The following is a 20,128-nucleotide window of genomic DNA, read 5'->3' as shown; positions in this document are numbered from 1 at the left end:
CCGCACTTGTCGCCGCTCGCGGGCTCCGCAGAGTGCAGACTCATTACTAGGGGTCATTGCGAGATCTTACGCTGCGTGCGGCTAGCGACGACGCCGCGGTGGAGCGACCGGGTGAGCCAGCGAATACTCCAAGAGGCTGATTACGTCGTCCCCTGTAGCCGACTGGCGACGGGCCAGCTCGCTTGATCAAAGATGCAGAAAGCTCGGCCTGCTTTTCCTCAAGGCTGTCGAAATCCACACGTGCTTGAATTATGACCGAAGGGAAACGCCCAAGAACTTCCGCACGGATACGTTCAGGAACATATCGCCCGATCTCGGCAGACGTGAGAGAGGTGCCGTGATCCATCCATTCATGCGCGATCTCGTGAAGAATTATGTGCTCCGTCTGATTGCGACTTGAGCGACGTCGATACAGAATGATGGTGACTTCTGGGGTTTTTACCGTGCAGGCCACATCGCTGTACCCGAGCCCCCGTAGGGATCATCAAGGGGGACCAACTGAATTTGGCGACCCAACGCGCCTTCCATATTGCGCACCAGCATCTCAACGCTGAAGGGGGTTGGTATAGGAGATCAGCGAGCTTCTTCTCGCATTCCCTCACGAGGGCGCGCCGTGAAGGGTCCCTACGCCAACGCATAGTCGCTCCGTTCATGCTCACTACCTGCCCCATACTCAAACGCGTACGTGAGGCGCCAGCAGCCTGGAGCTTGCTCGATGCGCACGGTGGTCGACCGGCACGTGCTGTCTAGCACCCAGCCTGCCGGGCGGAAACTAGGCGATCAAGAGCAATGGGCATGTTGCGAAGGCTCACGAAGCGCGATTGATCACCAATACTATTCAAGATCACAAACGTCAGCGCCCCGATAAGCATCGTGAACCTTTTCGCTTCACGTCACTGCCCACTGAAACCGTAGGCCCGTCCCTGCTAACCCTTCGCCCTATTCGTACAGTTGAAGCCAGGGATTCTGAACGGCGCCGCCAGCATTCACGGTTGAGTCGACGCCACTGCTTCGGCGTGAGCCGCCCGGTTGCGCTGATCAAGTAGGTGCCCGGCTCGCGCCAGATCCTCCGGGGTGTCTACCGCCACGCCGCTGTCCAGAACAGGGACCATCTGTACGGCGTGGCCGTGTTCTACGAAGCGCAGCATCTCCACTCCCTCGGCACGCTCCAAGGCCCCTGCTGGAGCTGGCGGAAGCGTTGGAGAGCCCGGCCAGTGAAGCCGTAGAGTGCCCAGCTGGCGCAGGTACTCTCGGGCGGTCGCCCTTTGGGTAGGGAATGGGCTGGCGCGAGAACATCAGAGCCTCACTGCGGGCCGTGACGACGACCTTGACGACGTTGTGGTCCAGGACTGCGCCGACGTCGACCAGCTCGGTGCAGGCGTTCACGGCAAAGGTGCCCGGCAGTGTGTACTCCAGAGCCTCGGAGACGTCGTCGCCGATGGCGGTCGCCGAGATGAACGGCTCGTCGCCCTGGACGTTGATGTACGCCTCGGCCGGCAGGCGCTCGGCGACTCCGCGACGTGCGGTCGGTGCCGGTGAGGTGCTCCCCGGTGCGGATGCAGTCGATGCCCAGTTGTTGGCATGCCGCTTCGATGCGTTCGTCATCCGTCGCGACGATGGCTCCGTCAAGGCGTCTGGCCTCCAGGCAACGCTGGTGAACGTGCCAGAGCAGCGGCTTGTCGCCGAGAAGGGCCAGAGGTTTGCCAGGGAAACGCGAAGCACCCCAGCGGCAGTATGACGGCGATGATGCCGACTCGGTTTGGCGCCGGTCGGTTGGGCTGTGGTGGCGGACACGGCCTCCTCCTGGTGGTCGCTAGGAGTGGGGGCTTCAGGCGAGTTGGGCGAGCTTGGCGCGGACTGTGGGTGACACGGTGTTTGCGAACGGCCGCCACTGATACCCGTCGACTTCTCCTCCTGGAGCGTCACCGCGTGTTCAGCACCGAGGTAGAAGGCCCAACGGAAGTCCACGCGGTGGTGTTCGGCTCGTTCTTCGTCGGGTTCGCGCCGATCGTGTGCACGTCGATGTCGAGGATGTGCTCGTACCCGGCGAGGGGAACGACGGCGCTGGGCGGAATGCCGGCCTCCTCGTGCAGTCCGCGCAGGGCTGCATCACGGAGGTGCTGGTCGGCCTGTTCGTTGTGCCCGCCAGAGCCAGAAGTTTCCCGGACACCTTGTGTTCGATGTGCAGCACGTGCCGATCACCGTTGATGAGGATCGCGCTGCAGGTCACGTGGGCGGGGAAGGTCTCGCGGCTGGTGGATCGTCCGCGCCTGCGAGCACGGCGAACAGCATCGTCAGGGAGGCGCGCTCGTCCGGGTGGCGGACGAGGTAAGCCTCGGTGACGGCGCGGGTGTGTTCAGTGGAGGGTCAACGAGGTCACCTTTCGAAGTGGCGGAGCCAGGTCCTGGCGATGGTGTCGCGATCGGCCGGCGCCTGGCATCTCGCGCAGTCCGGGTTGGAATCGCGCGTGGCTGAGCGCAGCGGTGGCGGCGAGTATCTCGGCCTGGACGAGAGGTGGATGTAGATAGCCGACGGCGGCGCCGTGCACGAAGTTGACCGGCGCGCGCCGTCGGCGAGAACGTAGAAGTAGTGGCCGGTGACCTCGTATCGGGTCAACTGGGGTCCGACGGGGTGGCGTTCGTAGAGGTCGCCGAGGCCGCCGAGTTCGAGCGTTCGTCCTCGAGGAGGTCACCGATCCGAGGTATGCGCCGTTGCGCAGTGGGCGGCGAAATCCTCGTGCCGGAGGGCGAGATTGCCGGTGGCGCACAGGACGAGTTCCGCGTCGTGGACGGCCTCGGTGGTGGACGCGCTGGTGCGGAAGCCGAGGGCGTGGGCCTGCACCCGCTTGACCGCGTCGTTGTCGTACACGGTGACGCGCAGGTCCTGGGCGCGCAGGGTCTGGGCGATCGAGCGGCCGATCTTGCCGAAGCCGATGACGCAGGCGCTGCGGCTCGTGAGGATGTCCCCGCGGGCGCGCACGAGGGCGTCGGTGGAGAACACGATGGACCGGCCGACGAGGTGGTCCTCGCAGTCCTTGAGCGGTGAGCGGGCCACGGACACGACGGGGCACGGCAGCGAGCCGAGGGCCGCGTACCGCTGGTGTCCGTTCTCGGTGTCCTCGACGACGCCGAGGATTCGGCCGGAGAACTTGCTCACGAGGGTGTCGAGGCTGGCCGCGAAGTAGCCGCCGATGTCGACCAGGACGATGTCCTGGCTTCGCCGGCCGTGTCCTCCAGGCAGTGCAGGGCTCTGTCTCGTCGCTGAGCTGCTCGGCTCAGGTCGTGGACCGGCAGGGTGCGCGCGGACGGTGTCGAGGGCCGGCTGCGGATCGACCGCTGGGGAGGACGGCGCCGACCGTGGACACCGCGGCCATGGCGCGCAAGAACGCGGGTCGTTCCGGGAGCAGGTGGGTGATGACCAGCGCTGTGACGCTGCCTTTCGCCCGGCGGGGAACTGCGCGGTGATCCTCCGGAAGAAGGCGTCCAGCCGTGCCCGCTCGTTTCCATGAGCACTCCTCTCATGATCCGACGGGGTCGCCTATGCGGCACGGCTGTGAGACCGGCACCGGGGCGGCCAGCGCCTGCATGTGGGCGCGCAGTCCGCTGCGGAGGTCGACGCGCGGCTGCCATCCGAGGACGCTCTCCGGCGCGGCCGGGGTCGGCACGCGCGAAGATCACGTCCCCGTTGCGCACGTGGTCCTGCGGAGCTGGATCTCGCGGCCGGTGAGGCTGCTGGCGATGTTGATCGACGTCCAGCAGGGAGGCGCCCGAGCCGCCGCCGACGTTGCTGATGGCACCGCGCGCGTTCGGGACGTGTGCCGGCGGCGATCGTGGCAGCGACCACGTCGTCGATGCAGGTGAAGTCGCGGCGCTGCGCCGTCTCCGTACAGGCGCAGGGGTTGTCCAGTCAGGGCGGCGTACAAGGCGCGGTGGGTGAACATGTCGGCGCGCTGGCGCCGCAGACGGTGAAGTACCGCAGGGCGACGACGCTGGGACCGATGGGGCGCTCGGCGTAGGCGAGGCAGAGCTGCTCCTCGGCCAGCTTGGTCACGGCGTACGGGGAGGCGCTGGCGGTCGGTCTCGCGGCTCGCGTCGCCGTCGGTCGGTCCGTAGACGCTGGACGAGGAGGCGACGACCAGCCGGGGACGCCGATCCGGGTGGAGGCTTCGAGGACGCGGTGGGTGGCCAACACGTTGGACGCGAGGTAGTCGCCGAACTGCGGTCCCCAGGAGGGCCGTACCCCGGGATGCCGGCGCGAGGTGGAAGACGGTGTCGGCGTCGACTCAGGAGCGGTTCGATCGCGCAGTGGAGGAGGTCGGCCGTGACGTGGTGGTATTCCTGACGCGCTCCCGCAGCGCGGCGAGGTTGGCGGCGGCACGCCGGGTCGGAAGACGGGTCTCGGCGGTCCACCCCGATCACGGTGGTGTCGGCCTGAACAAGGTGTGGGCGAGGTGGGAGCCGATGACTCCGGCGGAGCCGGTAACCACGGCCCGTCGGAGGGAAGCGCTGGTCGGGGGCTGCTCGTGCCGCGGGCAGCGGGATCTCCAGAGGGGTAAGCCAGCGTTGAGCGGTCTGGTCAGGCGAGCGCCGGGACAGGACGGTTCTGCCGTGTGCGCTGAGGGCGGTAGCCGTTCTCCTGGTGGCCCTGGACCAGGCTGTGGCCGCCTCGATGGCGCCGAAAGCACTCCAAGAGGCGGCGTTCGGTGTCGTTGAGGGAGCGTCCGTAGCCGTCGAAGAAGGCGGTGCGCAGGTGTGCGGCCTCGCCAGCGTCGGAATTCGAGCCGGGCGAAGTCGCGGACCCGGGCGTCGCGTCGCATGTGCTCGAAGTCGAAGATGCCGGCGGCGTCGCCGAGCAGCCAGTTGCGCGGCTGGTAGTCGAGGTGGCAGATCGCGCCGTCCATCTGGCTGGTGCCCAGGATCACCGCGTGGTGCTTCAGCAGGTTCTCCTCGGCCGCGTCGAGCAGGTCGGCGTGGACGGCCCGGCCGATCCACTCCGTGGAACCGCTCGGCGAGCGAAGCGCCGACGGCACCGCCCAGGGGCATGGCGTGGCCCGGTGCAGCTTGCCCAGCACGCGCCCGGCCTCGTGGTGGGCCAGCTCCTCCTCGGGTGAGCCCGGAGCGAAGGTGTCCGCGCGGTGGCCTGCGAGCGCGGTGAGCAGCAGGGTGCGGTGGCATCGTCCCGGCCGACCAACTCTGGGGCATGGCCGCTCAGATGGGTGACGCACGTCCGGTAGGCGTGGAGTTCTGCGGCGTACCGGTCTCGCTTCGGCGTGCTGCTTCTGCGATGAACTGACGCCCGTCGTCGGCCACCAGGCGTACGACGCGGGCGGGAGCGCGGGGTCCGCCAGCAGTGATGTCGACTGCGCCTAGGAAGGAGGTGCGCCAGTTGTAGCGGGGGTCGTGCGCGAGGTCGCGATCACGGGGTCGGCTCCGGCGTGAGGAGACTGAGGTGCTCGGTGTCGTTGTGCCGGTCGAGCATCCAGCGGCTCTGCCCCAGGCGGTTGCGGTGGTGCTGCCAGCGGGTGATGGAGGCGTGGTTGTGGGTGAATCCGGCGGGCGAGCCGATCGGGATGCCGAGCAGCAGGGTGTGCGCGGTGATCACCGTCTCCCGCGTGGGCCGCGAAGACGACGCGCGCTTGCCCCGGTTCTCTCCTCGATGAGCTGGCTCAGGTCTCCTGCTGGCGCGCCCCAGGAATCCGTTCCAGGTGTCGGAGCCGTTGGCCCAGGGTGTGTCGGGTGGGCGCGCGGCCCGCCGTCGGCGGCCGTCTTCACCGCGTCCCAGGGCCGGCCATCGGCGTCGCCGTGGACCGGGCCGTCGAGTCGGTCGTCGTGCGCACGATCCGGAGGGTCTGGCGATGATCTCGCCGGTCTGGACGAGACGGATCCGCGGGCCGGTGTAGATGACGTCGAAGGGCTTCTTCAGGTGCTCGGTGGCCAGGCGGCGTGCGGCCCGCTCGGCCTGGGCATACCCGAGGCCAGGCTCAGGCCGGTGCAGGTGCGCGGGCCTCCGACAAGGCCGTCGGCGTTGCACTGGGCCTGGCCGTGCCGTGGACGAAGACGAGTTCGGTGGTGATCATGAGGCTCCTCGGTGGCTGAAACGGAGGGGCAGGCTGTAGCGGTAGCCGCTGCGACCGACGTACGGGGCGGTGAGCACGGCACGCAGTGGGCCAGCGAGCTGTCGAGCTGGTTTCGGTCCGTCGTTCCCAGCCGGGCGTCGTAGCCGTAGAGCTGCCGCGTTGTACGCGAGCAGAGCGTTGGTGACGGCTTGGTCCGAGCGCCCGTAGGTCAGGTGGAGCGTCACGATGAGCTGGCGAGGTCGTAGCCCATCGGGCCAGGGACACAGGTCAGTCGATGTCGACGGCGACGATGTCCCTGCTGGTGACGATGAAGTTCCGCGCTGTCCTTGTAGAAGGCGCAGGGCCCTTGGGCCGTCGTTTCCAGCAAGCCGAACATCGCGTGCAGCGCGGCTCTTAGTTCGGCAGGTAGCCCTGTTCGTGGCGTCGCCGCAGGGCGCGATTCCGGGGGCCGAGGTAGCTCGTCGAACCTGGTCCCGTCCCGAAGTGGTGCGCGGGTCTCCAGCGACGTGCGGACCGCAGGTCGCTGGCCCAGGCGGCACCGTGGGCATGACCCAGCAGTGCCGCGACGCGCGGGAGGTCGTCCGGGCGTACCGAGCGGCCTTCGATCCGTTCGAACGTCAGGCTGTTCACTCGACGGTGAGTGAGCGCCGGCTGCCGCATTGGCTTGGCGTGCTCGGTGAGCCAATGGTAGTGGCGCACCGCGCCGCCGCACGCTCCGGTTCCGCGTGGTAGGGCTTGGTGAAGGGCGCGAGTGGTCATGCCGACCGCCCATCGTTCGGCTGGGCGACGACGAAGGTGATCCGGGACCGCGGTCAGCGGCCGGTCGGGAAGGAACTCGTGCAGGGCCTCCGCCAGGGCACCGGGGTTGCCGTACAAGCCGGGCGCCAGGTCGTACTTGGGGTTGGTGGCCAGGTACTGCGCGCTGGAGTGGTCATGGCTCGTCGACAGGTGAAGACGTGCTCTCGTCCAGGACGGCGATCACGTCGAGCGAAGAGGCGGCGATGTCGGCCAGTTGTCGCTGTGGGCTGCGGTGTACAGGCTTTCGTGCTGGGCGGCGCGCGGATCGAGACCGGCGCGGCGACCAGCTGGTCCATCTCCCGGTAGCTGTCGAGGCCCTTGGTGACGAGCACGGCCACACCACCGGGGGCGAGGACCCTGGCGATCTGTCCGACTACGTCCTGGGGCGCGGCGAGTGGTAGAGGCAGAACGCGGCGACGACGACATCGCTCGACCTGTCGGGCAGAGGGAGGTCGTGGAAGTCGCCTTCGACGAACTCCACCGTGCTGTCGGCAAGCCCTTGACGCGCTCGCGCGCCTGTGCGAGCAGGGCGGGGCGGCGTCCAGGCCCACGACGTGCTCGGGCCGGAGCTGCTCGGCGAGGATGAGGCTGCTCGTGCCGCGACCGCATCCGATGTCGAGCACCATGCCGAGCCGGTCCGGTCGGGCGTGATGGGTCTGCACCAGGCTGACGATGGTCTCGGGCACGGGTGCGGCCGGCGGTCTTGGCGCGCATCAGGGCACTGGTCCGCCCGGCCAGCCGCGAGGCGTGTCCGTACAGCTCCGGCTGCCGGGCGGGGTCCAGGAACGGGTTGGGCTCGTTCATGCCGCACCCCTGACCGGGGGCGCTGGCCGGTCAGGACTGCTCGGCGGCGACCTTCCGCAGCCAGCGGCGCGTCTGGCGCCGGTTGGCCAGCAGCACCACATCGGCGCCGGAGCCGAACTCCTCGATCTTCGCCATCACGCGGGGCCGCATCTTGCGCCGGTACGTGGCGACGTACTGATCACGCCCCAGTGGATGCGGTTGTGCACCCGTTGCCCTTGTGCCCGGCGCCGTGCCGGATCTGCCGGGAGAAGATCCCGTACAGCGCCGCCACGGTCGACACGTCCATCAGACCACGGTGTCGCAGGCTTCGAGCCGTACCTGCAGCGTCGAGTTGTAGTTGCCGTCGATCACCCACCGCGGCTGCGCGACCAGCTCGCGCTGGACGCGTCGGTGAACTTGTCCATGGGCAACGCGTTCCACTCGTCGTCGTAGAACGCGGCGTCCAGGTGTGTCACCGGGGCATCGAGGATCCTGCCCAGTTCGCGGGCCACGTGGGATTTGCCGCTGCCTCCGCAGCCGACGATGGCGACCTTCTTCATGGTGCTCCAGCGTAGAGCGGTTCGGTGTCCGGCGGGCCCTCCTCCGGGACGTGCCCGGAGGATCCGCGCGCCGTGGTCGATCGAGTGGTCTGCATCAGGCAGTTCCCCGCTCGGTCGCGGTGGCCTGGAGGAGGCCGTGCAGGACGGACTCCAGGGTGTTGACCTGCGTTGCACAGGCCGAACAGGCGCAGCCGGTCCACACATGCGGCGATCAGCGGCGTGCTGCTCGGTGCCGGCGATCTCGCGCAGGTAGGTGAGGTGTTCGAGCACGTCGTCGCCTGAGCGCACGACCAGCTCCTTCGGGACGAACCGGTCGGCGAAGCGGATGTCCGCCGGGGCCAGGGGCAGGCATCCGGCGAGCACGGCCTCGAAGATGCGCTGGGTCATCTGCCCGACGGCGGCGTACCGCTCGGGAAGCATGAGCACCGTGGCCAGGAGCGGCCGTAGACGCCGGCGGCATCCTCGAACGCGGATCCGGCCCGCGAAGCGGACGTGCGGCCAGCGGCCGGTCTTCGTCCACTTGCCGGCGACCAGGTGCTCAGACGCGGGTGGCTGCCGGGCGAAGAAGCGGTCGAAGGGCTCGTCCCGGTCGTACTGGTTGCCCACGTAGCCAAGCGCGAGATCCCGAGGCCGCGCCGCGGAGGGTGAGGGGATCGGTCTGGGCGAGGAGGTCCTCGGCGACGGGGAAGAGCAACGAGTGCGCGCCGGGGGTCGGGGTGAGCGCGGCCTCGCAGACGCGGGTGTGGGTCGTGTGGCGCCACACGCTCTCGGCGCGCAGGGTGCGGTCCTTGTCCCAGATGACGGTGGGCGTCCGGTGCCGGGCCGTGTAGTGGTTGATGAGCTGGGCCTGCCGATGGAGGTCGCAGGTGTGCCCCTCGCTACCGCACACGGTGGTGTTGCGGCCGGGAATCGCCCAGCGCCACTCCAGGAGCAGGGCGTCGATGCCGGGCAGGCCGTCGTCGAAGGTGTACGCGCCACCGAGGTTGTCACCGGCTTCGAGGCGGTCGCGGTCGGGCTGGAGGAAGACGATCTCGTGACCGCGGGCAAGGAGGGCTTCGATGAAGGGACGGCGGTGGCTGCGACCTCCGTCGGGGTGTCGGTGACGCCGTTGCCGAGGAAGCCCCAGAAGCTGTGATCCGATCTTCATTTGGTGATCCACCGCCCTTCGAGGAGCAGGGCGTCGAGGCCGGAGTTGGCCAGGCAGTCCAGGGCCATCTCGGGTGTCCCGCAAATTGGCTTGCCCTTGACGTTGAGGGAGGTGTTGATCAGCACGGGATGCCGGTCCGGCGGCCGAAGGCGGACAGCACCGCGTGCATGAACGGGTTCTGCGACCGGGCGACGGTCTGCAGGCGGGAGGTGTCGTTGGCGTGCATGATGGCCGGCACCCGCTCACGCGTCAGGTCAGTCACCCCGGAGGCCATGGACATGTACGGGGCCGGCTGGCCGAGGGTGAAGAACTCGGCGGCGCGCTCGGCGGGAACCATGGGGGCGAAGGGCCGGAACGGCTCGCGGAACTTCACGGTGGCGTTGAGCCGCTCGACGACGCCGGGCTCCAGCGGGGAGGCGAGGATCGAGCGGGCTGCCCAGGGCGCGCGGCCCGGCTTCGACCCCACTCCCTGGAAGAGTCCGGCGATCACGCCGTGGGCGAGCTGGTCGGCGAGAAACTCGGCGGTCTCGACGCCGAGGGTCTTCTGGTGGAGACCGGACCAAGGAGTCAGGTCGAGCGGCTGGTCCTCGTAAGAGGGGCCGAGGTAACAGTGGCAGGCGATGCCCGCGACCGGGCGAGGGCTGCGCCCATCGACGTGCACGGCGAGGGCGGCCCCGATCGCGGTTCCAGCGTCCCCGGTGCCGGCGGGACGAACACCTCGTCGAAGATGCCAGCCTCGATGATCTTTCCAATGCTGACGCAGTTCGTGGCGACGCCGCCGCCCACGCACAGGCGCCGGGAGCCGGTGAGCGCACGGGCACGGCGGGCAAGGTGAACCATCACCTGCTCGGTCCGCTCCTGGAGGGCAGCCGCCAGGTCTCGGTGGACGTCGGTGAGCGGCTCGCTCGGGTGCCGCTCGGGGCAGGTCTCGGCGACGAACCGCCGGGACGTCCTCGGATATCCCGAGGTGAGGGTGCGCGCCGGGAAGTAGCAGGGGTGGATGCGGAAGCCCGTGGCCGTCGTCCGGACCGCCGTAGTGAACAGGTGTCGGAAGCGGGCGGGGTCGCCGAGAGCGGCCAGCGCCATGACGGTGCCTTCCTCGTCGCCACGCCTCCAGCCCAGGTGCTCGGTGACGGCGCCGTACACGTACCCGAGGGAGGCCGGGTCGTTGATCGCTTCCAAGGGCTGGAGGCGGGGCGCTGGATGCCGTGGCCGTGGGCGATGGTGGTGGTCTGCCGCTCGCCGAGGCTGTCGACCACGAGCACGGCGGCTTTGTCTCCAGCCGGAGGCCGCGAAGGCCGTGAGCTGGTGGGCTCGGTGGTGCAGGACCGGTGTGACGCGGGCCGAGGGGAACTGGCTGCCAGGACGCGCAGCCGCCGCCGGGTCCTGCAGGGCGACCTGGCGAACCCGTGGGCGCGGGCCAGGCTGCGGTCGCGTGTCATCGGCGAGAGCGCCATGCGCAGGGCGGCGGGCGAATCGGCGAGGTAGCGGGCGGGCTGGAAGTTGTAGGCGACGGCGTCCACGTCCGTGGCGCTCAGCTTGGCCAGGTCGAGGAGCCATCGCACGGCGCGGGCCGGGTAGAGCTTGGTGTGCTTCTGCCCGGAGAGGCATTCCTCCTCGACGAAGCCGACGAGTTCACCGTCCACGAGAAGGGCGGCCGACGAGTCGTGGGTGTACGAGCACAGGCCGAGGATCACGGAGGGGGTGCGCTTCATGGCGGCGGTCACCTTGCTCCCGGCCGTCGCGGCGCGATTGATCGACCGCCGCTCCAGCTCTCCGTACCAGGCGGTGAGGGCCTGGCCGAGGGGCCCGTCGATCATGTCGGCCGCCCGCCACGCCTGCTCGCGCTTGCCGTCCTTCCACAGCCGGTAGCTGCACAGGGTCTCGGCCATCGCGTCCCAGCCGGGGTGACCGGTCACGTCACGGGCCTCGACCTGGTCGAGCAGGCCGTCGAAGCTGTTCCAGGGTGTTCGCAAGTCGGGCATGATCTCGCTCGCCGGGAGCGAGGTGAGCGTGTCGGCCTGCTCGATGTGCTCGTCGTAGATGTGCAGCGAGCCGATGTGCAAGCGGAACTCGCCGAGTTCCGCGTCGAGCCATCCGGCGATCAGCTCGTGCAGCACGGTGTAGAAGAACACGTCGTACGGCATGCCGATCCATACGTCCTGGCCGCGCATCGTGGTCGCCATGTGCAGGCGGCCGGCGCGCAGGTGGAACCGGAATCCGAGGGTGCAGGGCACGTCCTTGTGCCCTGCGGCGTCCTGGGCCGGGTCGTAGAGCTGGATCAGGGCTCGCCGGGAGTCGGGGTCGGCCTGGAGGGTTTCGACGACGCGGGAGAGCTGGTCGACCTTGCCGGCCCAGTTCCGCATCCTGGGACCGTACGCCCCCAGGAGGACGCCTTCATCGGCGAACTGCCGCAGTCGGTTGTTGTAGTCGAAGATCCACGGTGCGTCGGAACCGGAGAGGTGCCAGACCGATCTCGGCGACGGCGAAGGCCGGATTCACGATGCGGGTAGGCGGGGCGTAGAGCAGGCGGGCGCGCGGCTGGGTGAGCAGCAGGTGCACGTCGCGGACTTCGTGGGTGGCCATGCCCCGGGGCTGATCTTCCCGCCGGACTTGGCCAGCGTGACGGCGCCGGAGAACAGCTCGGCGATGCTGTCGGCCGAGAGGGATGTCATCGGGCGGATGCTCCTTCGTCCTTGGGCGACGCAGCGGCGCCCGCGTGGTGGTGGTGGAGTCGTTGGCCCTCGGGCCGGAGGTGGCGCGGTCGGTGATGAGCCGGGCGATCCGAGCGGCGCTCGTCTCCGCGCCACCGGCAGACGGCGTCCAGGGCCGCCCGCGGGATCGGCGCGGGGCCCCCGCTCACGCCGGAGAGCGCTTCGGCGATGTCCCCGGTGGCCTCGCACCGGGTCGCGAGTCCGTGACCGGCCAGGCCCAGGGTGCGTTCGCCCGGCGGGCCGATTTCGAGGACCGGGATGCCGAGCAGCGCGGCTTCGATTCCGCACGTCGAGTACGCGCTCGCTACTGCGCGTCAGCACCAGCAAGGGAGCCCCGCGCTCCGACCCGGGGTCGGCCACCGCGACGGGCGGCCCGCCGTCCCGCTTCACCAGAGCGGTCAAGGCGTCGGTGTTCTGTGCCGGGTGTGGAGCGATGACGAGCCCCCAGTCGCCGCCCGCCTCGGCAAGCCCGTCCAGGAGGAGGTCCGCGTGGGACTTGAGGTGACCGGGGTTGAAGGGCTGGCATGCCCACACCGCGATCCGGGTCGGCCCACGTCGGCCCCCGAAGCGAGCAGCTCTCCAGGTACCGCCGCTGTGCCTGGCGGCTCAGACCGGCGAGGACGTCGAAGCGGGGCTGCCCGAGTACGTGCACCTCGGCCTCGGGATGGCGCGCCCACCCCGGCCCAGGGCGAGGTCCTCGCTCGCCGCATGACGATGATGTCGCGGCTGTGCAGGGCCGGCCAGGCGACCGATTCCGCCGTCCACGCCCCGTGCTGGACGTGCACCGAGTTCGCTCCGTGCCGCTCGGCGGCGTGCGCGGCCAGCACCCCCAGGGGGCTGGTGTCGCTGCTCAGCAGGACGGTGTGCGGTCTGGTGGTCGACAGGATGTCGTCGAGCCAGCTCTCCGCCCGCACCACCGTCCGCCACGACGGCTGGGTGCAGCCCCCGCTGGTCTCCAAGAGCACGGACAAGAGCCTTACGAGCCGGGCAAGTTGGACGCCGTGGCCTCCCACCTGAACGACGTGCTCGTCGTCGGGACGATGGAGGCTCTCGGCGGTGCCGGAGACGGTGAAGAGTTCGCTCGGGGCCGAGCGCAGTTCGATACCCGTTGCCGGTCCCGCGCTGCACCGCTCGGCGGCATCAATGGCGAGATCGAGCAGGAGGCTCCTCTGCCCGCCGCGCGCCAGTTCGGCGAGAACCGGGGTCAGCGTGGCGGCGTGGCGGGAGGTCCACGACAGCGCCAGGACGTCCTGCCGTCCGGCGGCCGAGGGAGCGGACTCGGCTCCGTGTTCGCCGTACTCGTCAGGGTGCGGTTCCGGAGCTGGGCTGAGCGGGTCGGGTTGTGCGGTGCCGCAGCACCGAGCACGTACGCGACGCCGGACCACGTCACGGTGTAGGCCAGGTACTCACGCGAGCTGCTCGAACGCAGTCCCACGAGTTCTTCGTAGGGGGCCAGGGTCAGGGGCCCTGGGGCGGAGGCGAACGGTGCCCAGGAGTTCAGGGCCAGGAGCTTGCGCACGATCTCGGCGACGAAGCGTCGCATCGGGGACGTGCTGGACGTGGAGCCAGTCGGCTCCACCTGGGGTGAGTGGCCAACTTGGCGCCGTAGCGGTCGACGGCCTCCATGACGTCTTCGACGCCGGAGCGCAGTAACTGCTTGTCGACGGTCGTCGCTTCCAAGTCCGTGGTGTGGATGTGGTCGGTCCGCGCGTGCGCCAGGACGCCGGTTCCGACAAGAGTCCAGGTCGGCTTCCCGGCGTTGGAGGAGCGGACTAGGCTCGAGGCCACCAGTCGTGCGGGGGCTCACACCGTGTTCCCCTCGACGAGCTGCTTGGCGGGAAGGAGGCTCAACAGTTCCATGGGGGACGCGACCGTCTCGGGGCGGGAGCCGTCGGCTGCCCGTAGCCCCATCCAGCGTGTACATACGGGACGCCAGCGCGGGCGGCCGACTCCTGGTCGACCGCCATGTCACCCACGTAGACGGCGGAGGCGGGGTCGACCCCCAGGTCGACCAGTGCCAGGAGGAGTGGGTCCGGGGCCGGCTTCGTCCGGCCCTCTCCGGCGGGCGTGCGAATGGTCGCGAAGGGACACCCGAGGCGCGCGAGGAGCGGGGCCGCCCGGTCGACGGGCTTGGACGTCACGACGCCCAGCCGCCAGTCGGCGGCCACGAAGGCGTGGAGCGTCTCGACGATGCCGGCGAACTCCTCCGCGAGGTGCGCGCGGTGGCCACGGACTCCGCCTCGCACGTCCTGCGGACCGCCTCGGCATCGGTCACGCCCAGTCGCTGCATGATGTCCCCTGAACTCGCGACCCAGGTGGCGCTCGTAGTCGCGAAGGGGAGCACGACGCCGTGGATCTCCTGGACCCTCTGCCACGCCTTCCGCATCACGGCACGCGTGTCGAGCAGCACTCCGTCGAGGTCGAGGAGAAGAGCGCGCGACTCTGGGGTCGCTCGGCGTGAGCCGTAGCGGGTGGTGATCCGCAAGTGGAACGGTCATGACTCATCCTCTCGTCAGGGTGTCGTCGCGCTCAGAGGGCCGAGGCCGGAGCAAGTTCCAACTCGGGGTACTGGGCCGGACCGCCGGCCTCCTCGAACGCCGCGTCGAGCAAGGCCACGTGCGTGCGGTCCCATCGCCCCCGGGACTGCTGGGCACGCCCGTGGCGGGTCAGAGCCCACGCCTTGAGGGCTGTCGGGTCCTCCATGAAGTTCCGCGCGTTCTGCCGCCGGACGGCGGGGTGAACACCCTGAGATTGAGGCCGGTGCGCCAGAACTCAAGCCACCACTGGCACATCAGGAGCGGACCCGATTCGTCGTCCTTGACGTGATCGGGATGATTGCGCACCCAGATCGGGGCCAAATCCGTTTGCGTGGTGGCGACTTCGAGCATGCGGCCGTGGGCCTGGTACACCGCCAGCTCCAGGGAATGGCGGTGCTGCAGGTGACGCTGGGCGATGTGCACCGCGGACGCGAGGGCGATGGTGGTGGCCAGAGCGAGAACGGGACGGTTCATCTGAGACCTTGCTCGGGGATGGATGGGAAGGTGTAGGTAACCGGTGACGGCATCCGGGACAGCGGTGGTCGCCGTCGTGCTCCCTTGAGGAGTCAGGCCGCGTCCGGCGGGCCGTCAGCCGACGGCAAGGTCGATCCCTCCGGCACGTGGCCGGCAGGCGCGAGAGCCGGTGAAAGCGCGAGAGGTTGAAGTCACGCCCTGAACCTCACCGGCGGGCACGGCGAAGAGGTCGATGCCCTCTTCGCTGGGTGCCGACGGAGCGGCGTCCCTGATGGCGAGGAGCGCTTCGCCCTGCTCGCGGTGCGGCAGGAGGCGCGGCGCACGATCGATGTGTCCCTCGAAAGTCATGGTCAGCCCTCGGTCAGGTGTATTTGAAGGTGAAGACGAGCACGCCGCTCACGGTGACGATCAGGGCGATCTGGGCGCTGATCTGCCGCCAGCCCCAGCCCTTCCTGTCCATCCAGCGCAGTGGACGCCTTCAAGTCGGCGCGACGGGCTCCTCGGAGATCACGAGGTGGAGAAACGCCCGATCAGTGCTCGCCCAGGTGTTTGATCACGGCGTGGTACTCGTCGTCATCGGAGCTGATGTTGTGCCGGTCGAGGACGAGCACGCCGTCGGCCAAGCCTCGCTCGGAGCTGCCGCTCGGCTTCCCGCCAACCAGGTCGATCCCAAGGCGGCGTGTAGACGCCCTGGCTTGCACTGGATGCCGGGAAGCACGTCGTGGTCACCGGGACCGCCACATCGTGGAGCCGGGCGGCGATCGCATAACCGAGCTGGTCGGCCTCAGCCTCGCAGCGTCCCCCAATCCTCATCATGGTCGGGCCCCCGGACTCGGTACCAAGCTGTACGCCAGCACGCGCAGCGGCTGATCGGCCTGCGCGTCGACGGCTTGACGGTAGAAGTGCTGACGAAGGCCTCGGAGTTGGCCAGCTCGGGACTGGCGCTTCAGCTGGGCAGAGGTGCGAGGCCAGCTGGGGTGGTCACGGCCAGCGGTCGGCGTCCCACCCCCCGTGTGCTTCTCTCGCCCCCGATCAAAGGCGACGAGGCTCATCACGTCGGCTCCGTAGCTTGACTACGTTGTGCGGCGACATGGTGCCTCCGCGAGAGTGGGGATGACCGCGTATGTCGTCCGGCCGCCGTCCGCGACGCCCCACCGAAGCGACAGGCAGGCGACGAGGTGCAGCCCTCGACCACCGAGGCCGGCAGCACTTGCACGTCGTCGCCCCGCCGGTGTGGTGCTGTCGTCGGTGACTCGGATCCGAAGCTCGTGATCGTCGTGTCGCAGTCGCAGTCGGACGTCCCCGGAACCGTGGATGATCGCGTTGGACACCAACTCCGAAACGACAGAGCCGGGCGTCCTCTGCCGGCGCGTCCGGCAACGACCAGTGCTTCAGCACGGTGGCCGTGGTTCGCCGTGCTTGAGCGACGTGCACATCTACCGGCTCCATGGCCATCTCGAAAACGTGAGAGGCCAGCGGACACCGAGCGGTCACGGCGCCGACGACGTAGGGCGCCACCGTCGTCGCCCCGAGGCCGGGCGGCGTTGCTGTCCGGTGCGTGGTCATGAGCACATCGCACCGTGGCTGCGCGATCCGGAACAGGGGAAACCGGAGGGGGGAAATCTTTGTCAAGGGGGAAAATTAGGGGGAGTTGAGGGAGTATTGGCTTTCTCCCACGGATTGGAGTCAGACTCATGGCAGTGGATCCCTTTGCCGAGCTGCTCCGTCACCTGCGGCGTAACGCGAATCGGACACAGGACGAGCAGGCTGGTGCGATCAACGCCGCTTCCGGCCGGGCAACGGTGACCCGCCGAGAGGTGAACCGGTACGAGAACGGTGCGAACGTTCCGACGGACCACACCCTGGGGAACATCGCTTTGGCTCTGTGGCGTCCCTGCTGGAGCCGCTGCTGCAGCGAAGCGAAAGCCGCCCGCGCCAGGCGGCGAGAGAAGAACAAGGCCGAGGCGGAGGATCTGACGACATGAAACGCCGAACGCCGCTGGGAGGCGCAGTCGTCGGTGCGGCTGCGGCTGCCGAGCCGTGGGCGGGCCGGCTGGCCTACGCACTCAGCAAGGGTTCCAAGATCGACCCTGAGTCCGCGGGGGTGCTTATTGATCATGCGGCCCGGTTGCACGTGGACGAGCTGAACGAGAGCGCGCTCAGCCTGCAGTCCCGCGTCGAGGCGCACTTGGACGCGATCACCGCAGCCCTTCCCCGCGCCGGAGCCCACGAGCGAGCCCTGACCATCGCGGCCGGGGCAGACTGCCGCTCCTGCTGGGTGGCTCGCCTGGGACCTCGGCGAGCACGACAAGGCCACTTCCTATTACGGAGTGACCTCTGGAGTGCGCGAAGAAGGCTGGTCATCCCCCTCTACGCGCTCTGGCGCTGGGCTACGCGAGCTACGGTGCCCCTAGCCCCACGAAGGCGCTGGAGATGCTCTCGCAGGCAGCTCAGGACGTACGCGGACGCGGTAATGCAACCGCCGCAGCGTGGGCCCTGGGCCGGTATGCGGAGGAGGCCGCTCAGTCAGGCGATGACGCTGCCGCCCTTCGCGCGCTGGACCAGGCCAGGTTCGCCTACGACTTCGCCGACCATGCGAGCGAGCAGGCGTGGGTCCGCTTCGTAACGCCGTACCGAATGGATTCCTTAACCCTCTCGGTCTACGGCGAACTCAGCTGTCAGGAGCTGACGGCCACGGCCGACTCCGCAGTCGAACGCCTCGGCGGTGAACTACCCGAGTCCGGTGTGGTCGTCCTGGGGGACCTGGCGTCCGCACTTCTGCGCGGCGGCGACGTAGACCGCGGGGCTCACGTCGCGCACCAGTTCGCAGTAGCGGCAGAGTCGAAGCCCAACACCATGGGCCGTCAGCGGGCGCAGGCCATCGCTGCCCGGCTCCCCGACACCGAGCATGATCTGGCCAGCCATATGCTGACATTCGCGACGCTGTGAAGCGTCCAAGCGCACAGGCTCGGTAAGAGCAGGGCGCTGCGGTGGTGCCCTCTACTGCGGACGCGTCTCGTCGACGACCCAGGACAAGTACGCCTCCGACCCTCCGGTCACAGGCAGCGTGACCCACTGGGGACGTCGTACGAGTGCCTCTCGTGCAGCCATGCCTCAAGCGCGGGGAGGCGATCCGCCGACGTCATGTAGGAGATCCGCCACTCCTGAGCCGCCTCGACCTTCCCCTGCCACCAGTAGAAGGCGGTGATGGGCGCATCGATGTGAACGCCCGCCGCCAGTTTGCTCTCAACAGCGCCTCGGGCGAGACTCTTCGCCTGCTCCTCGTCGTCACTCGTCGTCTGCGCGATCACGATCTCGGGGTCCATGCGGCTACCTCTCCACCTCGGGTACCACGACCCTACCCATGTGTTCGACGCAGGCCAGCGAGAGGGGCGGAGACGGCCCGTAGTGTTCGAGCCGCCATGATTTGGAACGCCGGGCGCGCATCTGTTCCAGGCCTGCCGGGTTCAGCGCCCCGAGCCGACGGTCACTGGGGTGGCTTCATGGATGAGCGATGGCCCCGTTTGGGAGCTTGGGTTCTAGATCTCGTTGCAACACCTGCCCCTGAGGGAGGTTGCGATGACCCAGCCGCGCCGGAACCGTCGGAAGCGTGGACCTGCCCCGCTGGCGGAGAAGCGTGATCAATTCCTTCGCCTCATGGCGCAGGGAATGAGTATCTCGGCCGCGTGCCGCGAGGTAGGTATCCATCGCAAGACGAGGGCAGCGGTGGCGGTACGGACGGAAGATCGTCAATCGGGCGGGAAGCGAGCACTTCTATCCGCCGATCACCGAGGAGCGGGCCGCCGACGCTGTCTCACCGCGGTACTTGTCCGAGGACGAGCGGATCACCATCGCGGACTTGCTGCGTGAGAAGAAGTCTCTGCGGGGGATCGCGCGCGAGCTCGGCCGCGACCCGGCCACGATCAGCCGTGAGGTACGCCGCAACCGCTGTCCGCGCACCGGCAAGTACCACCCGTTCCAGGCCCAGCGGCGGACCTCCGTGCGCCGGGCACGCTCGAAGGAAGGCAAGATACGGCGCGATCCGGAGCTGAAGCAGTTCATCCAGCAGCACCTGGACCGGCGTTGGGGTCCGGAGCAGATCAGCCGGGTGCTGCGCTCGGCATTCCCCGACGAGCCGGATCGGCACCTGGCGCACGAGACCATCTACCAGGCGATTTGCCTGCCGCACCGTGCCGGCCTGGAGCGCAAGCCCGGCGTGCTCCGCACCGGCCGGTACGGTCGACGCCGTCGACGCCGCGTTGATGAGCGTGCCACCCGCTTCATCGACCCCGGCACCCTGATCAGCCAGCGCCCCGACGAGGTCGACGATTGGTCGGTGGCCGGGCATTGGGGAGGCGACCTCATCGTCGGCCGGGGCAACCGCTCCGCCATCGGGACCCTGGTTGACCGCGCCACCCGCTACGTTAAACTCCTGCACCTGCCCGACGGCAAAGGCGCCGAGCACGTCCGCGACGCTCTGGTGCACGCCTTTGCCTCGTCCCCCACTGAACTCGCCAGGTCGCTGACCTGGGATCAAGGCAGCGAGATGGGTCGGCATGACGAATTCACCCGTTCCACCGGTATCCCGATCTACCTCTGCGAGCCGGCCAGTCCCTGGCAGCGCGGCTCGAACGAGAACACCAACGGACTGCTGCGGCAGTACTTTCCCAAGGGCACCGATCTGTCGATCCACAGCGCCGAGGACCTCGCCTCCGTCGCGGCCGAACTCAACGACCGCCCCCGCAAGGTGCTTGGCTGGCATACGCCCGCGGAGCTCTTCCATAAGCTCGTCGCAACACTGGAATGATCACGTGTTGCGACGCTCGATCAGAATCTGCCATTTCGGTGCGGGCGACGATGGCATCCGCGTGCTCTACATCGAGGAGTCTGTGGAGCTGCTCAGACGAGCCAGCAACCACCGCCACGCCAAGACCGATCGCTTATGCGTGGCCGCTACACGGCAATCACGCAGATGACGGATCCCCTGCTTGACCTGCGGAAACGCTAACTACCCGGCCTTGGGTCAAGGCCTCAACTCG

General features: G+C 68.8%; 16 protein-coding genes and 6 pseudogenes. 4 read left to right on the top strand and 18 right to left on the bottom strand.

Going from position 1 to position 20,128, the window contains the following annotated elements; all coding sequences use genetic code 11:
* Positions 1 to 1,038 precede the first annotated feature (1,038 nt).
* From RBJ77_RS57855 to RBJ77_RS57795, 13 genes and pseudogenes are all read right to left on the bottom strand, one after another.
* On the bottom strand, positions 1,039 to 1,605 hold the full coding sequence (locus RBJ77_RS57855; RefSeq protein ID WP_372352298.1) for a cytidylyltransferase domain-containing protein: 567 nt from the start codon (positions 1,603 to 1,605) through the stop codon (positions 1,039 to 1,041).
* Positions 1,580 to 1,672, bottom strand: a pseudogene (locus tag RBJ77_RS57850) (3-deoxy-manno-octulosonate cytidylyltransferase); the annotation flags it as partial. The gene RBJ77_RS57855 and the pseudogene RBJ77_RS57850, both read right to left, overlap by 26 nt.
* 1,016 nt (positions 1,673 to 2,688) lie before the next feature.
* Positions 2,689 to 3,156 (bottom strand): NAD(P)-dependent oxidoreductase, encoded by a 468-nt coding sequence (locus RBJ77_RS57845; protein WP_372352297.1) that lies wholly within the window; start codon positions 3,154 to 3,156, stop codon positions 2,689 to 2,691.
* Positions 3,157 to 3,906: 750 nt separating this feature from the next.
* On the bottom strand, positions 3,907 to 4,191 hold the full coding sequence (locus tag RBJ77_RS57840; protein WP_372352296.1) for an NAD-dependent epimerase/dehydratase family protein: 285 nt from the start codon (positions 4,189 to 4,191) through the stop codon (positions 3,907 to 3,909).
* Positions 4,192 to 4,414: 223 nt separating this feature from the next.
* Positions 4,415 to 5,224 carry a phosphotransferase gene (locus RBJ77_RS57835; RefSeq protein ID WP_372352295.1) on the bottom strand — a complete coding sequence of 270 codons (810 nt, stop codon included), beginning with the start codon at positions 5,222 to 5,224 and terminating at the stop codon, positions 4,415 to 4,417.
* Between the two features lie 191 nt (positions 5,225 to 5,415).
* On the bottom strand, positions 5,416 to 5,601 hold the full coding sequence (locus RBJ77_RS57830) for a hypothetical protein (protein ID WP_372352294.1): 186 nt from the start codon (positions 5,599 to 5,601) through the stop codon (positions 5,416 to 5,418).
* 1,287 nt (positions 5,602 to 6,888) lie between these two features.
* Positions 6,889 to 7,500: a class I SAM-dependent methyltransferase gene (locus tag RBJ77_RS57825; RefSeq protein WP_372352369.1), complete on the bottom strand. Its 612-nt coding sequence runs from the start codon at positions 7,498 to 7,500 to the stop codon at positions 6,889 to 6,891.
* A gap of 525 nt (positions 7,501 to 8,025) precedes the next feature.
* Complete coding sequence (locus RBJ77_RS57820) at positions 8,026 to 8,823, bottom strand: hypothetical protein (protein ID WP_372352293.1); 798 nt, start codon at positions 8,821 to 8,823, stop codon at positions 8,026 to 8,028.
* Positions 8,756 to 9,364: a hypothetical protein gene (locus RBJ77_RS57815; RefSeq protein ID WP_372352292.1), complete on the bottom strand. Its 609-nt coding sequence runs from the start codon at positions 9,362 to 9,364 to the stop codon at positions 8,756 to 8,758. Before RBJ77_RS57815 ends, RBJ77_RS57820 begins: the two co-directional genes overlap by 68 nt.
* Positions 9,361 to 9,830, bottom strand: a pseudogene (locus RBJ77_RS57810) (carbamoyltransferase C-terminal domain-containing protein). The gene RBJ77_RS57815 and the pseudogene RBJ77_RS57810 overlap by 4 nt, the downstream one beginning before the upstream one ends.
* 101 nt (positions 9,831 to 9,931) lie before the next feature.
* A complete protein-coding gene (locus RBJ77_RS57805; protein WP_372352368.1) occupies positions 9,932 to 10,924 on the bottom strand; it encodes a carbamoyltransferase N-terminal domain-containing protein in 993 nt (330 codons plus the stop codon).
* 467 nt (positions 10,925 to 11,391) lie between these two features.
* Positions 11,392 to 11,730: pseudogene (locus tag RBJ77_RS57800) on the bottom strand (thymidylate synthase); the annotation flags it as partial.
* Between the two features lie 31 nt (positions 11,731 to 11,761).
* Positions 11,762 to 11,950, bottom strand: coding sequence for a hypothetical protein (locus tag RBJ77_RS57795; protein WP_372343423.1), 189 nt, complete (start codon positions 11,948 to 11,950; stop codon positions 11,762 to 11,764).
* A gap of 836 nt (positions 11,951 to 12,786) precedes the next feature.
* Here RBJ77_RS57795 and RBJ77_RS57790 point away from each other — a divergent pair.
* A complete protein-coding gene (locus tag RBJ77_RS57790) occupies positions 12,787 to 13,095 on the top strand; it encodes a hypothetical protein (protein WP_372352291.1) in 309 nt (102 codons plus the stop codon).
* A 187-nt stretch (positions 13,096 to 13,282) separates the two neighbouring features.
* Here the strand turns inward: RBJ77_RS57790 and RBJ77_RS57785 are convergent, their stop codons facing one another.
* From RBJ77_RS57785 to RBJ77_RS57770, 4 genes and pseudogenes are all read right to left on the bottom strand, one after another.
* On the bottom strand, positions 13,283 to 13,621 hold the full coding sequence (locus RBJ77_RS57785) for a hypothetical protein (protein WP_372352290.1): 339 nt from the start codon (positions 13,619 to 13,621) through the stop codon (positions 13,283 to 13,285).
* 436 nt (positions 13,622 to 14,057) lie between these two features.
* Positions 14,058 to 14,576, bottom strand: a pseudogene (locus RBJ77_RS57780) (HAD family hydrolase); the annotation flags it as partial.
* A 168-nt stretch (positions 14,577 to 14,744) separates the two neighbouring features.
* Entirely contained in the window at positions 14,745 to 15,089 is a 345-nt protein-coding gene (locus tag RBJ77_RS57775) for a hypothetical protein (RefSeq protein ID WP_372352289.1), read from the bottom strand.
* Positions 15,090 to 16,162: 1,073 nt separating this feature from the next.
* Complete coding sequence (locus RBJ77_RS57770) at positions 16,163 to 16,420, bottom strand: ATP-binding protein (RefSeq protein WP_372352288.1); 258 nt, start codon at positions 16,418 to 16,420, stop codon at positions 16,163 to 16,165.
* Between the two features lie 363 nt (positions 16,421 to 16,783).
* Between RBJ77_RS57770 and RBJ77_RS57765 the strand changes: the two genes are divergently transcribed.
* Together RBJ77_RS57765 and RBJ77_RS57760 are read left to right on the top strand one after the other, a co-directional pair.
* A complete protein-coding gene (locus tag RBJ77_RS57765) occupies positions 16,784 to 17,074 on the top strand; it encodes a helix-turn-helix domain-containing protein (RefSeq protein ID WP_372352287.1) in 291 nt (96 codons plus the stop codon).
* A gap of 448 nt (positions 17,075 to 17,522) precedes the next feature.
* Positions 17,523 to 18,038 carry a hypothetical protein gene (locus RBJ77_RS57760; RefSeq protein ID WP_372352286.1) on the top strand — a complete coding sequence of 172 codons (516 nt, stop codon included), beginning with the start codon at positions 17,523 to 17,525 and terminating at the stop codon, positions 18,036 to 18,038.
* 51 nt (positions 18,039 to 18,089) lie between these two features.
* Here RBJ77_RS57760 and cutA read toward each other — a convergent pair.
* Positions 18,090 to 18,415, bottom strand: a pseudogene (cutA, locus tag RBJ77_RS57755) (divalent-cation tolerance protein CutA).
* 343 nt (positions 18,416 to 18,758) lie between these two features.
* On the opposite strand from cutA, the pseudogene RBJ77_RS57750 reads away from it, so the two are divergent.
* Positions 18,759 to 19,896 (top strand): annotated as a pseudogene (locus RBJ77_RS57750) (IS30 family transposase).
* Positions 19,897 to 20,128 lie beyond the last annotated feature (232 nt).

This window comes from Streptomyces sp. KL116D, assembly GCF_030766975.1.
Classification (GTDB): Bacteria; Actinomycetota; Actinomycetes; order Streptomycetales; family Streptomycetaceae; genus Streptomyces; species Streptomyces longispororuber_A.
Note: the sequence above shows the minus strand (reverse complement) of the source record. Positions and strands in the feature narration are given on the sequence as shown.

Coding starts and splice junctions, on each gene's coding strand:
- RBJ77_RS57855 (WP_372352298.1), bottom strand. CDS start 1,605: ATGACGAACGCATCGAAGCGGCATGCCAACAACTGGGCATCGACTGCA.
- RBJ77_RS57825 (WP_372352369.1), bottom strand. CDS start 7,500: ATGGTGCTCGACATCGGATGCGGTCGCGGCACGAGCAGCCTCATCCTC.
- RBJ77_RS57815 (WP_372352292.1), bottom strand. CDS start 9,364: ATGAAGATCGGATCACAGCTTCTGGGGCTTCCTCGGCAACGGCGTCAC.
- RBJ77_RS57805 (WP_372352368.1), bottom strand. CDS start 10,924: ATGGCTCCTCGACCTGGCCAAGCTGAGCGCCACGGACGTGGACGCCGT.
- RBJ77_RS57795 (WP_372343423.1), bottom strand. CDS start 11,950: ATGGCCACCCACGAAGTCCGCGACGTGCACCTGCTGCTCACCCAGCCG.
- RBJ77_RS57790 (WP_372352291.1), top strand. CDS start 12,787: ATGACGATGATGTCGCGGCTGTGCAGGGCCGGCCAGGCGACCGATTCC.
- RBJ77_RS57785 (WP_372352290.1), bottom strand. CDS start 13,621: ATGCGACGCTTCGTCGCCGAGATCGTGCGCAAGCTCCTGGCCCTGAAC.
- RBJ77_RS57775 (WP_372352289.1), bottom strand. CDS start 15,089: ATGAACCGTCCCGTTCTCGCTCTGGCCACCACCATCGCCCTCGCGTCC.
- RBJ77_RS57765 (WP_372352287.1), top strand. CDS start 16,784: ATGGCAGTGGATCCCTTTGCCGAGCTGCTCCGTCACCTGCGGCGTAAC.
- RBJ77_RS57760 (WP_372352286.1), top strand. CDS start 17,523: ATGCTCTCGCAGGCAGCTCAGGACGTACGCGGACGCGGTAATGCAACC.